Origin of the sequence: Streptomyces sp. FH025, assembly GCF_017427025.1 — a bacterium.
In the GTDB taxonomy this organism is placed as follows: Bacteria; Actinomycetota; Actinomycetes; order Streptomycetales; family Streptomycetaceae; genus Kitasatospora.
The window spans coordinates 1-12,682 of the sequence record NZ_JAFLNG010000019.1 but is presented as its reverse complement, the minus strand read 5'-3'; the positions used below and the strand labels follow the sequence as shown (position 1 = coordinate 12,682).

12 protein-coding genes and 1 riboswitch are annotated in these 12,682 nt (G+C 74.1%); of the genes, 4 read left to right on the top strand and 8 right to left on the bottom strand.

Features of this window, described 5'->3' with window-relative positions:
- The first annotated feature begins 15 nt into the window (after positions 1-15).
- A complete protein-coding gene (locus J0670_RS02675; protein WP_207809182.1) occupies positions 16-831 on the top strand; it encodes a helix-turn-helix domain-containing protein in 816 nt (271 codons plus the stop codon).
- Here J0670_RS02675 and J0670_RS02670 read toward each other — a convergent pair.
- The 6 genes from J0670_RS02670 to J0670_RS02645 form a co-directional block, all read right to left on the bottom strand.
- Complete coding sequence (locus J0670_RS02670; protein WP_207809181.1) at positions 806-1,642, bottom strand: ECF transporter S component; 837 nt, start codon at positions 1,640-1,642, stop codon at positions 806-808. The genes J0670_RS02675 and J0670_RS02670 overlap by 26 nt on opposite strands.
- Positions 1,639-3,240 carry an ABC transporter ATP-binding protein gene (locus J0670_RS02665; protein WP_207809178.1) on the bottom strand — a complete coding sequence of 534 codons (1,602 nt, stop codon included), beginning with the start codon at positions 3,238-3,240 and terminating at the stop codon, positions 1,639-1,641. The genes J0670_RS02670 and J0670_RS02665 overlap by 4 nt, the downstream gene beginning before the upstream one ends.
- Complete coding sequence (locus J0670_RS02660) at positions 3,237-4,346, bottom strand: CbiQ family ECF transporter T component (protein WP_207809177.1); 1,110 nt, start codon at positions 4,344-4,346, stop codon at positions 3,237-3,239. Before J0670_RS02660 ends, J0670_RS02665 begins: the two co-directional genes overlap by 4 nt.
- 26 nt (positions 4,347-4,372) lie before the next feature.
- On the bottom strand, positions 4,373-5,071 hold the full coding sequence (locus tag J0670_RS02655) for an SCO2322 family protein (protein WP_207809174.1): 699 nt from the start codon (positions 5,069-5,071) through the stop codon (positions 4,373-4,375).
- Entirely contained in the window at positions 5,071-6,312 is a 1,242-nt protein-coding gene (locus tag J0670_RS39805; RefSeq protein WP_207809173.1) for a prenyltransferase/squalene oxidase repeat-containing protein, read from the bottom strand. Before J0670_RS39805 ends, J0670_RS02655 begins: the two co-directional genes overlap by 1 nt.
- A gap of 105 nt (positions 6,313-6,417) precedes the next feature.
- A riboswitch (cobalamin riboswitch) is annotated at positions 6,418-6,495 on the bottom strand.
- Between the two features lie 113 nt (positions 6,496-6,608).
- Complete coding sequence (locus tag J0670_RS02645; protein ID WP_307806352.1) at positions 6,609-7,232, bottom strand: TetR family transcriptional regulator; 624 nt, start codon at positions 7,230-7,232, stop codon at positions 6,609-6,611.
- 287 nt (positions 7,233-7,519) lie between these two features.
- Between J0670_RS02645 and J0670_RS02640 the strand changes: the two genes are divergently transcribed.
- From J0670_RS02640 to J0670_RS02630, 3 genes are all read left to right on the top strand, one after another.
- Positions 7,520-8,830, top strand: a complete 1,311-nt coding sequence (locus tag J0670_RS02640) for a glycosyltransferase family 4 protein (RefSeq protein WP_207809169.1) — start codon at positions 7,520-7,522, stop codon at positions 8,828-8,830.
- A gap of 152 nt (positions 8,831-8,982) precedes the next feature.
- Positions 8,983-9,717: a class I SAM-dependent methyltransferase gene (locus J0670_RS02635; RefSeq protein ID WP_207809168.1), complete on the top strand. Its 735-nt coding sequence runs from the start codon at positions 8,983-8,985 to the stop codon at positions 9,715-9,717.
- Complete coding sequence (locus J0670_RS02630; RefSeq protein ID WP_207809166.1) at positions 9,714-10,775, top strand: prenyltransferase; 1,062 nt, start codon at positions 9,714-9,716, stop codon at positions 10,773-10,775. The genes J0670_RS02635 and J0670_RS02630 overlap by 4 nt, the downstream gene beginning before the upstream one ends.
- 68 nt (positions 10,776-10,843) lie before the next feature.
- Here J0670_RS02630 and J0670_RS02625 read toward each other — a convergent pair whose 3' ends face one another.
- Both J0670_RS02625 and J0670_RS02620 read right to left on the bottom strand, forming a co-directional pair.
- Positions 10,844-11,776 carry a hypothetical protein gene (locus J0670_RS02625; RefSeq protein WP_207809165.1) on the bottom strand — a complete coding sequence of 311 codons (933 nt, stop codon included), beginning with the start codon at positions 11,774-11,776 and terminating at the stop codon, positions 10,844-10,846.
- A gap of 230 nt (positions 11,777-12,006) precedes the next feature.
- Positions 12,007-12,682 (bottom strand): N-acetylmuramoyl-L-alanine amidase (locus tag J0670_RS02620; RefSeq protein WP_207809163.1); only part of this gene is annotated, 676 nt, incomplete at its 5' end.

Below are 12,682 nucleotides of genomic sequence, written 5' to 3'. Positions count from 1 at the left end.
GAGAGAGAACTCCAGATGCAGATCCATCGTATCCCTCAGCATGCCCCCGGGTACACGATCCTGGACAATGGCCACGTCGTCCGTAAGCACTCGCTGAGTTGGGCGGCGCGGGGACTATTGAGCTACCTGCTCAGCTTGCCGGATGGGGCGCGTGAAGACGTCCGTACCCTCGCGGCGAAGAGTGTGGAGGGGCGGGCGACCGTTTCTCGGGCGCTGCGGGAACTGGAGGCGGCGGGGCATTACGTTCGGCGGACGTTGCGGGATCCGGTGACGGGGCAGGTTCGGACGGTCGTCTCGGTGCACGAAGTGCCGGTGGTGGGGAAGGCGGTTCATGCCGTGCCGCCGCTTCCCGTGTCTCCGGCCGCCGGGGTGCCTGGAGCTGGGGTGCCAGGCGGCGGGAGGGCGGGAAGCCCTTCCAAGGAAGTGAGGGCGAAGGAAGTGGAAATCCCTTCCGTCCGTCCCTCCGAAAAGTTGACGGCCGGCATGGCGTTGCTGCTTGAACTCGGGCTCAGGGAACCGAGGATGGCGTTGGCGGGGAAGCCGCTCTGTGACCAGGCCGCGCGGGTGGAGGGGCTGTTGGCGCAGGGCTGGTCCCGAAGTGCCTTGATGGGCATCATCGCGGCGCCGTTGCCGGAGAAGGTCACGCACAGCGTGGGGGCGATCGTGGCGGCGCGGATCGCGAAAGTCCCGGCTGTTCCAGCGGCACGCAGCGCGGTGGGTGGGCCGCGTCGGCATGAATGTCCTGGGCGGGACGGGATGTGTGGGCGGCCCGTGGCCTTCGCCGGGCAGGTGTGTGATGCGTGCCTTAGTGATTCGGCGGGCGGAAGGTGACCGGGGTGTCGAAGGCGGCCCGCCGCGTCGTGCGGCGCAGGGCGCGCAGGACTGGGGTGCCGAGGGTGAAGCAGAGGACGACGGTCAGCGCAGCGCGGGGGAGGTCCCAACCGAGCGACGTGGTCAGGCAGTAGGCGGCGAAGCGGACCAGGTTGGCGGGTAGCGGATCACCGGGGACGAAGGAGATGGAGCCGGCCATGCCGCCGATGTACGGCCAGCCTTGGAGGTTCATGATCGTGCCGTACAACACGGCAGAGAACGCGCCGTAGGTGGCTAGGAGAAAGAGTTCGCGGCGGCCGCGCAAGGTTGAAGCGCCCGGCAGCAGGCCCGCGCCGAGGCAGACCCAGCCCATGGCGAGCATCTGGAACGGCAGCCACGGTCCGACCCCGCCCGTCAGCAGCGCGGAGGCGAACATCGACAGCGAGCCGAGTACGAAGCCGAAGCCCGGGCCGAGTACCCGGCCGGAGAGGACCATCAGGAAGAACATCGGCTCCAGGCCTGCGGTGCCCGCGCCGAGCGGGCGCAACGCCGCACCCGCCGCCGCCAGGACGCCCAGCAGGGCCACGGACTTGGCGTCCAGCCCAGGCGCCCCGCCACCCGCCGAGCGGCCCTCGGAGATCTGGGCGATGACGACGGCCAGGAGGAGGGGAAGGAGCAGCGCGAACAGCCAGGGGGCGTCGGCGGAGTGGCCGACCAGCGCCGACTTGGTGGACGCGAGCAGCGGCCAGCCGAAGGCGGCCACGCCGACGAAGGAGACCGACAGGAGCGCCAAGATCGACCGGCGCCCCAGCGGTACGGGACGGTTGCTCATGCGCCCAGCGCCTCCGCGACCTGCCCGACGGTGAGCCACGGCCCCGGCGCGAGCACCTTGGCGACCTGTGGGGCGAACGCCGGCGAGGAGACGACGACCTCCGCCGTCGGGCCGTCCGCGACGATCTCGCCCTCGGCCAGGATCACCGTGCGGTGGGCGAGTTCGGCGGCGAGCTCGACGTCGTGGGTGGCCAGCAGGACGGCGTGGCCCTCGGCCGCCAACGAGCGCAGGATCTCCACCAGCCGGGCCTTGGCCGCATAGTCCAGGCCCCGCGTCGGCTCGTCGAGGAGCAGCAGCGGGGGCCGGGCGGTGAGCACGACGGCGAGGGCCAGGGTGAGCCGCTGGCCCTCGGAGAGGTCGCGGGGGTGGGTGTCGTCGGCGATGCCGGGTAGCAGGCGTTCGACCAGGGCGCGGCAGGTGCCCGCGACAGCGCCCGCGTCCGCGTCCGCCGCCGCGCATTCGGCGGCGACCGACTCGCCGTACAGCAGGTCGCGCGGGTCCTGTGGGACGAGGCCGACCTGGCGTATCAGTTCGGCGGGCCGGGTGCGGTGCGGGGTGCGGCCGCCGACGGTGACGCTGCCGGAGGCGGGGGCGTGCAGGCCGACCAGGCTGCCGAGGAGGGTGGACTTGCCGGCGCCGTTGCGGCCCATCAGTGCGGTGATCTCAGAAGGCCGAAGGGTGAGGTCCACCCCGCGCAGGGCCTGGACGGGGCCGCGCCGGACGGCGAGGCGGGAGGAAACGGCGATCGGGGCAGCCCCAGAAGCGACGGCGGCAGCGGGCACCCGGCCGTCCAGCGACGCACGCAGGGACGCCGCCTTGCGTCGGGCGTCGCGGACGGACAGCGGCAGCGGCCGCCACCCCGCGAGCCGCCCGAGGCCGACCACCGGCGGGTGCACGGGCGAGTGCGCCATCACCTCGGCCGGCTCGCCCAGTACGGGCGCCGCGTCGGGGGTGAGCAGCAGCACCTGGTCGGCGTACTGGACGACCCGCTCCAGCCGGTGCTCGGCCATCAGTACGGTGGTGCCGAGGTCGTGCACCAGCCGTTGCAGCACGGCCAGCACCTCCTCGGCCGCGCCCGGGTCGAGCGCCGAGGTGGGTTCGTCCAGGACCAGCACGCGCGGGTGCACCGTGAGCACCGAGCCGATCGCGACGCGCTGCTGCTGGCCGCCGGAGAGGGAGCTGAGCGAACGGTCGCGCAGGTCGGCGAGGCCGAGCAGGTCGAGGGTCTCCTCGACCCGGCGGCGCATGACGTCGCCCGGCAGGCCCAAGGACTCCATGCCGTACGCGAGTTCGTCCTCGACGGTGTCGGTGACGAACTGCGCCAGTGGGTCCTGGCCCACCGTGCCGACCAGGTCGGCGAGGTCGCGCGGCCGGTGCTCGCGGGTGTCCCGGCCGTCGACGGTGACCCGGCCGTGCAGCACGCCGCCGGTGAAGTGCGGCACCAGGCCGCTGACCGTCCCCAGCAGGGTGGACTTGCCGGAGCCCGACGGGCCCACCAGCAGGCAGAGTTCGCCCTCGGGGACGGTGAGGTCGACGCCGCTGAGCGCGGGTGCGGCGGAGTCCGCGTACCGTACGGAGACCTGCTCGAAGGTGATCACGATGCCCTCCGGGGCGGGGTCGGGGCGGCGAACGCCGGTACCAGGCCGAGGAGTACGGTCAGCACGGCGGCCAGTGGCAGCACGGGGACGGTCGGCGGGACGACGGTGGGGGCGAAGGCCGCCGGGTCGCTGCCCGAGAGGTGGATGGTGAGCGCGGCCACGGCGACGCCGGACCCTGCGGTCAGCCACTCGGGAAGCGCCCAAGGGTCAGGCCGGTAGCGAGTTCTGACGGATCGTCGGCTGCCGAGAAACAGTCCGGTGAAGGCGGCGGCCAGCCCGAGCAGCAGGACGGGCAGTGCCCAGCCGGCGCCCCCTGCGGTCAGCAGCCCGTACGCCGCCAGGCAGACCCCGAGCAGTCCGGCCAGGGTGAGCGCGGCGGTCGCCCGGGCGAGCGGGCGCGGGACGTCGGCGGTGCGGCCGAAACCCCGGGTGTCCATGGCCGCCGCCAGCGCGATGGACCGCTCCAACGCGCCCTCCAGCACGGGCAGTCCGACGCTCAGCACGGCCGCGATGCCCTTGTCGTTGCGGCCGCGCAGACGGCGTGCGGCGCGCAGCCGTCGGACGTCGGCGACCAGGTTCGGCGCGAAGGTCATCGCCACCACCACGGCCACGCCCGCCTCGTAGAGCGCGCCGGGCAGGGCGCGCAGCAGCCGGGCCGGGCTGGCCAGGGAGTTGGCGGCGCCGACGCAGATCAGCAGGGTGGCCAGCCGCAGCCCGTCGTACAGCGCCGACAGCAGTCCCTCGACGGTGACCCGCCCGCCGATCCGCACGCCCTGCGCCCAGGCGGGGAGCGGGACTTCGGGCAGCGTGAACAGCACGTGGGTGCCGGGGATCGGCGAGCCGAGCAGCACGGCGAAGATCAGCCGGATGCCGAGCACCAGCAGTCCCAGGCGCAGGAACGCCCCGTACGACCGCGACCAGGGCGCGTCGCCGCGCCGGGCCGCGACCACGTATCCGGCGGTCGCGGCGAGCAGCAGCAGGATGGCCGGGTTGGTGGTGCGGGTCGCCGCCGCGCCCAGCCCGAGCGCCCACAACCACCAGGCCCCGGGGTGCAGTTGGCGGGGGCCGGTGGGCGGTCGGGTGCTACGGGCGACGGTGCTGCTCACGGATCCGGATCTGTCCTGGGTTGGGTTCAGGGGTTGCGGCGGCGGCGCGCCTGCCAGACGGCGCCGCCGGCGAGGACGGCGACCAGCGCACCGCCGGCGATCAGGCCGACGTTCGGGCCGCTGTCGTGCTCGGCGGTCCCGGCGCCGGGACCGGCACCACCACCGGCGCCCAACTGCTCGGCGCAGCCCGCCTTCGGGTAGCCGGCGATGGCGCACAGCAGGCCGTTGGTGTCGTACCGCAGCGGCGGGGCGACGGCGGCCAGCACCTCGGCGGAGGTGGCGCGCGGGGTGACGCTGGCGCAGACCGTCCGCTGCTCGGGCGGCTGCGCGGCGGACGACCCGGCGTCCGCGCCGGACGCCCCGGCGTCCTCGGCGGTCCCGAAGTCCAGCAGGACGGCCACCCGCTTGTGCCCGTCCTGAGCCGGAGTGTCCGCACAGATCACGTCGAAGCCCGCCTGCGTGCGCGGCTTCGCGGCGTCCTGCCCGCCGTCGGGGCTGACCGCGAAACGCCAGCCGTCCACCGCGCCGTCCGGCGGGACGGAGACCGCGGGGCCCTGCTGCTGGTACGCCCAGCTCCCGCCCTCGGCCCCGCGCCAGAACGACCAGTACCGGTACCCGCCGGCCGCCTGCGCGGGCGAGGCGACGGCGGCGGAGAGCAGCAGGACCGCGCCGAACAGGGGAAGGAACAGCGAGCGAAGCCGGGAAGAGGAGGATGCGGGGCGCATCAGAGGTTGGGGTTGCGCTTGCGCTGGAGGCTGAGGAGCAGACCGCCGCCGATGCCGATGAGGAGCCCGACGATGATCACCCAGTACTGGCCGAAGCCGCCCCCCTTCTTCTCGGCCGAGTGCGACGCCTCCGGCGAGGCCGAGGCGGTGGCCTTCGGTGCCGGGCCGAGGGCGGTCAGCTGGTGGGTGAGGTCGGTGGTGTCGCGCTGGGTGGCCTGGGTGACCAGCAGGAGGGTGGCGGTGGCGCCGGCGTCGGTGCCGTTCTTGGTCCAGGTGGAGCCCTGCTGCTCCAGCCAGTCGACGACGCCGTAGGTCTGGTCGGGGTGCCCGCTCTGGGTGAGGGCGAGGGCGGCCCAGGCGGTGGCGGTGAAGTCGGGCTTCGGCTCGGCGCCCGGGGTGGTGAGGGTCAGGTGCTCGCCGCCCGCCGCGAGTTGGCCGGTGAGGTAGTCGCCGGCGGCCTCGCCCGCCTCGGCGTGCGGGACGGTGGTGGGGGCGGAGCCGTCGGAGCAGGCGAGGGCCTTGGGCTTGGTGTCGGCCCGCACCGTGGTGGTGACCGGCAGGTGCCCGCCCGCCGCGGCGAGGGCGGCCTGGGCGCTGGCCAGGGAGTTGGGGGCGAGGGCGCCGGTGGCGGCGTCCGGCTGGTAGGCGAAGGCGCCGCGCTGGTCGGCGGGGGCGGCGCAGCCGAGCTGGAAGTGGGCGAGGCCGTCGAAGGCGTTCTTCCCACCCGAGGGCTTGGCGACGCTCGCCGGGTCGGTCCTGGCGGCGAACAGCGCGTTGACGGCGAGCCCGGTGGAGTTGGCGTCGCCGGGGTTGCCGGGGTTGTACGGCCAGCTGCCGTCGGTGTTCTGGCTGGCCTTGAGCCACTGCACGCCCTTGTCGACGGCCTCCTGGTGCCCGCCGAGGGCGACCAGGGCCTGGATGGCGACGGCGGTGGCGTTGCTGTCCTCGAACTTGGCGTCGCAGGCGGCGCCCGCGGCCCGGTAGGAGGGCCAGCCGCCGTCCTCGCACTGCTGCCCGGTGAGCCACGCGACCGCGGAGTCGGCCGGGGTGACCTTGGCCGCCGTCAGCGCGGTGAGCGCCAGGGACTGCCGCCAGACGCCGTCGTACGTCGGGTCGCTCTTGCCGTACAGGCCGTCCGGGATGGTGGGCGCGGGGACGTCGGCGAGGGCCGGTCCGGCGGCGACGCCGGCGAGCAGCGCGGCGGACAGGGCGGCGGCGCCCAGGCGGGCGGCGGTGAGCATGGTGCGGGTGTGCCTTTCGGTGAGCGGTGTGGCCCGGGCGGGGCCCTTCCGTAGTCCTCGACGGTGCCGGGCGCGGGCGTCCGGACTGGCCGCTCGCCCCTCCCCGGGTGCTCCGACTCACCCGGGCCGGGACGGCCGGGCTCACGGTTGCGGGGTCAGCGCCGGATTCGCACCGGCTTTCCCCGGGGGAGGAGCGGGATGGAGTTGTGCTGCCCGTCGACTCTAGCCGCCGGACCGTGCCGGGCGGTCCGGACGGAGCAGGAACAGGTTCCAATCACAAGGGGCCGGGCGCACGGTCAGGGCAGGGAGAGCAGCCGGGCCGCGGTGTGCAGGTCGGCCCGGACCTCGGCGATCGAGGCGCGTCCGGAGAGCCAGGCGACCAGGGCCGAGTGCCAGGTGTGCTCGATCACCCGGACGGCCGCCCGCTGGCTCTCGCTGGGCGGGCCGGACTGGCCGATCGCGTCCAGGATGAGCTGCCCGGTGGCCACGCTGACCCGGTCCACCTCGGCGCCGACCGAGCGGTCGGCGAAGCTGAGCGCCCGCACCATCGCCTCGGCCAGCAGCGGCTCCCGCTGGAGGGCGTGGAAGGCCCGGGTGAGCGCGTCGGCGACCCGCAGGGCCGGCTCCCGGTCGGTCGGCGGGTGCCGCCGGATGTGCTCCTGGAGCCCCTGGAGCTGCTCCAGCATGACCGCGACCAGCAGGTGCACCTTGGACGGGAAGTACCGGTACAGCGTCCCGAGGGCGACCTGCGCGCTCTCCGCGACCTCCCGCATCTGCACCGCCTCGTACCCGCCGCGGGCGGCCAGCGCGGTGGCGGCCCGCAGGATCCGCCGCCGTCGCTCGGCCTGGCGCGCGGTCAGCGGCGGTTCGCCCGGCGGCGGGGAGGCGGGGCTCGCGGACGGGCCCGCGGACGGGCTCACGGACGGACGCGCGGACGGGCTCGCGGGCGTGGTCGGCGACGGCAAGGGGGCTCCCGGGGCGGATGGTCGGCGGAGTGCTCCACAAGGTCGACACGCCGTCGACGGGATCGGCGTGGCGGGAATCACCAGCCCTGGTTCCTGCGCGAAAGCTACGGGCCGGTATCTTCGAGGTCTCTCATTGTTCACATGGCCGATGACGAGTTCCACAGCCACTGAAACCTGATCTACTTTAGCGACCGGTGCACACCACCGGCAGCACAGCCAGCAGCCAGAGATGAGGGCCCAGGATGACCGCGCAGCCGCTGCGGATTGCCCTGCTGTCGTACCGCGGGGACCCGTTCTGCGGCGGTCAGGGCGTGTACGTACGGCACCTCTCCCGTGAGCTGGCCAGGCTCGGCCACCACGTGGACGTGATCGGCGCCCAGCCGTTCCCGGTGCTGGACGAGGTCGACGGCCCCGGCTCGGTGCGCCTGGTCGAGCTGCCCAGTCTGGACCTCTACCGCGCCGACGACCCGTTCCGCACCCCCGCCCGCGGCGAGTTCCGCGGCCCGGTGGACGTGCTGGAGTTCGCCACCATGCGCACCGGCGGCTTCCCCGAGCCGCTCACCTTCTCGCTGCGCGCCCGGCAGTACCTGGCCCGGCACAAGGGCCGCTACGACGTGGTGCACGACAACCAGACCCTCGGCTACGGCCTGCTGGGTCTGGCCCGGCACGGCTTCCCGCTGGTCACCACGATCCATCACCCGATCACCGTGGACCGGCAGTTGGAGCTGGACGCGGCCGACACCCGGCTCAAGCGGCTCTCGCTGCGCCGCTGGTACGCCTTCACCCGGATGCAGCGCAGGGTCGCCGCCCGGCTGGACCACGTGATCACCGTCTCCGGCACCTCGCAGCGCGAGATCGCCGAGCACCTGGGCGCCGCGCCCGGCGCGATCTCGGTGGTCCCGATCGGCGCCGACACCCGGCTGTGGTCCCCCTCGGCGGAGATCGCGCGCGTCCCCGGCCGGATCGTCACCACCTCCAGCGCGGACGTGCCGCTCAAGGGCCTGGTGTTCCTGGTCGAGGCGCTGGCCAAGGTCCGCACCGAGCGGGACGCGCACCTGGTGGTGGTCGGCAAGCCGCAGAAGGAGGACGGGCCGGTGGCCGAGGCGGTGCGCCGCTTCGGGCTGGCGGAGCACATCGAGTTCCGCACCGGTCTGACCGACGGGGAGCTGGTCGACCTGTACCGCTCGGCCGAGGTGGCCTGCGTCCCGTCGCTGTACGAGGGCTTCTCGCTGCCCGCCGCCGAGGCGATGGCCACCGGCACCCCGCTGGTCGCCACCACCGGCGGGGCGATCCCCGAGGTGGCCGGGCCGGACGGTGAGACCTGCCTGGCCGTGCCGCCGGGGGAGGCGGACCCGCTGGCCGGCGCGCTCGGCCGGCTGCTGGACGACCCGGCGCTGCGCGCCGAGCTCGGCGCGGCCGGACGCGAGCGGGTGCTGGCCCGGTTCACCTGGGAGCGGGCCGCCGAGCTGACCGCCGAGGCGTACCGCGCGGCGATCGCCACCGGCGCCGGTGCGAGGGCCCGCTCCGGGCCGGGCTGGCGCTACGTGCCCTGAGTGACGTGCTCTTGAGCGGCGCGCCCCGGGCGACCGGACGCGTGGCCTGAAGAAGGCGCTGACGGAAGCGCCGACGGAAGCGCCGACGGAGGCGCTGAAGCGCTGACGGAGCGTCAAGAGCGCTTGGTAGCAATAGGAATGGGAGCCCTGTAGTGCTGACCGTCGATTTCTCGCGCTTCCCGCTCGCCCCCGGCGACCGGGTGCTCGACCTGGGCTGCGGCGGGGGCCGGCACGCGTTCGAGTGCTACCGCCGCGGTGCCGAGGTGATCGCCCTGGACCAGAACGCCGAGGAGATCGCCGAGGTCAAGAAGTGGTTCGCGGCCATGGAGCAGGCCGGCGAGGCCCCCGAGGGCGCGTCGGCGGTCGCGATGGAGGGCAACGCGCTGGCGCTGCCGTTCGAGGACGAGTACTTCGACAAGATCATCATCTCTGAGGTGATGGAGCACATACCGGACGACCGGGGCGTGCTCAAGGAGATGTTCCGCGTCCTCAAGCCGGGCGGACTGCTCGCCGTCACCGTGCCGCGCTGGCTGCCCGAGAAGATCTGCTGGGCGCTGTCCGACGAGTACCACGAGGTCGAGGGCGGGCACATCCGGATCTACCGGGGCGACGAACTGCTCGGCAAGCTCAAGGACGCCGGCCTGGAACCGTACGGCACCCACCACGCGCACGCGCTGCACTCGCCGTACTGGTGGATCAAGTGCGCGGTCGGCGTGGACAACGACAAGGCGCTGCCGGTCAAGGCCTACCACCAGCTGCTGGTCTGGGACATCGTCGGCACCCCGGTGATCAGCACCCTCACCAAGGCCGCCGAGAAGGCGCTCAACCCGGTCATCGGCAAGAGCTTCGTGGCGTACGCCTCGAAGCCGCGGCGGGCGGGCGCATGACCGCCGCCGTCCCCGAGGTGCTGCTGCTCGACGGGGTGCTGGACGCCGAGCAGGCGGCCTGCACCGTCCGCAGCATCCTGGCGGAACAGCGCCCCGACGGCGCCATACCGTGGTTCGCCGGGCACCACCTCGACCCCTGGGACCACACCGAGGCCGCGATGGCCCTCGACACCGCCGGCGAGCACGCCGCCGCCGAGGCCGCCTACCGCTGGCTCGCCGCCCGGCAGAACCCGGACGGCTCCTGGTACGCCGCCTACACCGACGGCGCGGTCACCGACCGGGCCAAGGAGAGCAACTTCTGCGCGTACATCGCGGTCGGGGTCTGGCACCACCACCTCAGCACCGGCGACGACGCCTTCCTGGAGTGGATCTGGCCGGTGGTCCGGCGGGCGCTGGACTTCATCGTCGCGCTGCGGCTGCCCGGCGGCCCGATCGCCTGGCGGGTCGACGAGGACGGCACCGCCACCGAGGAGGCGCTGCTCACCGGCTCGTCCAGCATCCTGCACGCGCTGCGCTGCGGCCTGGCGATCGCCGACTACCTGGAGGAGCCGCAGCCCGACTGGGAGCTCGCGGCCGGCCGGCTGCGGCACGCCATCGCCCACCACCCCGAGCGGTTCCTCGACAAGGACCGCTACTCGATGGACTGGTACTACCCGGTGCTCGGCACCGGCCTGCGCGGCGAGGCGGCGCTGGCGCGGATCGAACGGGACTGGGACCGCTTCGTCGTGCCCGGCCTCGGCGTGCGCTGCGTCAGCGACCGGCCCTGGGTGACCGGCGGCGAGAGCGCCGAACTGGCCCTCGCGCTCTGGGCGATCGGGCAGTCCGACCGCGCGGTGGACATCCTACGCTGGATCCAGAAGCACCTGCGGCACGAGGACGGCGCGTACTGGACCGGGTACGTCTTCGAGGACGACGCGATCTGGCCCGAGGAGCGCACCACCTGGACGGCCGGGGCGCTGCTGCTCGCGGTGGCCGCGCTCGGCGGGGACCCGGCCACGGTCGCGGTCTTCGGCGGGGAGCAGCTGCCCGCCGGGCTGGTGGTCCAGGACTGCTGCTGACGGCCCGACGCACACGGAAGGGGCGGGACCGGATCACCGGTCCCGCCCCTTCTCCGTACGCGCAGGTGTCAGCCGCGCTGGATGTCCGAGACGTCGGCCAGCACGCCCTGGGTGCCGTCCTGCAGCTGGGCGACCAGCGCGGTGCCGCGCTGCTCGACGGCCAGGTACCAGGTGCCCGGCACGACCTCGCCGACCGGGGCGCCGGCCGGGTTGTCCTTCGGGGCCAGCTGGCGCGGGGCGGGCACGGCGAACCAGAACGGCTGGAAGTCCGCCGCAGGGGCGGCCGGCTGCGGCTGCTGGGCGACCGGGGCCGGGGCCGGAGCGGCGGCGTCCTGCACCGGACCGGGCTGGAGCGGCTGACCGGGCTGACCGGGCTGCGGCTGGCCGGCGGCCGGGTAGCCGTAGCCGGCGGCCGGCTGGGCGCCGAACGCCGGGTCGTGGCCCTGGGTCGGGTAACCGTAGCCGGGCTGACCGGGAGCGCCCGGGTGGCCGGGCTGGCCCGGCACCGGGTAGCCGCCCTGGTACGGGACGGCCGGGCGGTCGGTGACCAGCGGGGCCTTCAGCGCGGGCAGCAGCGGGCTCGCGGCGGCCGCACCGGCCAGCACGAGCAGCGAGATGAGGCCGAGCCAGGCGCCGAAGCCGTGGCTGATGCCGAGGCCCTCGAAGCTGCTCGCGCCGCCGCCCAGCGCCCAGACCGAGGTCCACAGCGCCGCGACGGAGAACGCGATGCCCCACTGGTCCAGCCGCAGGCCGAGCACCTGGCGGTTGGCCGCGGCCGCGCCCTGGAAGCGCTGCACCAGGATCAGGACGGCGGCGGCGATGCCCAGCAGGTAGATGGAGGGCAGGATGGGGAACAGCTGGGTGCTCCACGCGTTCTGCGAGCTGTTCGGGCCGCAGTACCGTCCGGAACAGGTCCAGTACGGCAGGAAGGAGGCGATGAAGAGCAGGACGGCCGCGCCTGCGACGGCGGCGTCTCCCCTGGTGAGAGCGCGCAGATTCACTTACGTTCCCCTCGTTGACGTGTCGTGGACGGTGGTTCGCGCGGTCGGGCTGACCGGCCGAAACTCCCGAACGGACCAGAAGCCTAGGCCCAACGGTCCCGCCGGTGCACGGCGGGACCGGGAATGGGTCGAAGTCGTTGCAAACCGTGCGGGCCGGGAGGGGTTCCGTCCCTCCGGCCTGCGGGTTCCAACTCCCGTGCCGCGCCCCGTCCCAGGCGTAAGGCGGGGCCTCAACGCGTGGTCAGGAACGCGGTCAGCGCGTCGGCGATCCCCTGGGCGGCCTGCTGGCGCCACTGAGGGTCCGTCATCCGTCCGGCGTCCGCGGAGTTGCGCATGTTACCGCACTCGATGAACACCTTGGGGACGGTCGAGAGGTTGAGTCCGCCCAGGTCGGAGCGGACGTCCAGGCCGTCCTTGGCGATGTAGTCCGCGTACGGCTCACCGGTCGCGGCGTGGAAGCGCTCGCGCAGGAGCAGGCCGAGCCGGTGCGAGGGTTCGACGATCGCGGAGTTGTCCGCCTTCCCGGCGACGACCTTGGCGGGCATGATCACGTGGAAGCCGCTGCCGCGCGCCGGGCCGCCGTCGCCGTGCACCGAGAGCGCGACGTCGGCGTGCGCGTCGGCGCCCGCCCGGGCGCGCTCGTCGATGCACGGGCCCCAGGGGCGGTCGCCGTCCTGCACCAGCACCACCTTGGCGCCCCGGGCGGTCAGCAGGGCGCGGGCCCGGCGGGAGACGTCCAGGGTGTAGTCGGCCTCGGTGTAGCCGGCGTTGGTCTCGGTGCCGGTGGTGTCGCACTCCTTGCGGGCGTTGCCGATGTCCACCTGACGGTTGATCTCGGCGGGGTGGGCGACGTTGCCCGGGTTGTGGCCGGGGTCGAGCACGATGGTCCGGCCGGCGAGGTCGGCG

Coding starts and splice junctions, on each gene's coding strand:
- J0670_RS02670 (WP_207809181.1), bottom strand. CDS start 1,642: ATGAGCAACCGTCCCGTACCGCTGGGGCGCCGGTCGATCTTGGCGCTC.
- J0670_RS02630 (WP_207809166.1), top strand. CDS start 9,714: ATGACCGCCGCCGTCCCCGAGGTGCTGCTGCTCGACGGGGTGCTGGAC.
- J0670_RS02640 (WP_207809169.1), top strand. CDS start 7,520: ATGACCGCGCAGCCGCTGCGGATTGCCCTGCTGTCGTACCGCGGGGAC.
- J0670_RS39805 (WP_207809173.1), bottom strand. CDS start 6,312: ATGCTCACCGCCGCCCGCCTGGGCGCCGCCGCCCTGTCCGCCGCGCTG.
- J0670_RS02675 (WP_207809182.1), top strand. CDS start 16: ATGCAGATCCATCGTATCCCTCAGCATGCCCCCGGGTACACGATCCTG.
- J0670_RS02655 (WP_207809174.1), bottom strand. CDS start 5,071: ATGCGCCCCGCATCCTCCTCTTCCCGGCTTCGCTCGCTGTTCCTTCCC.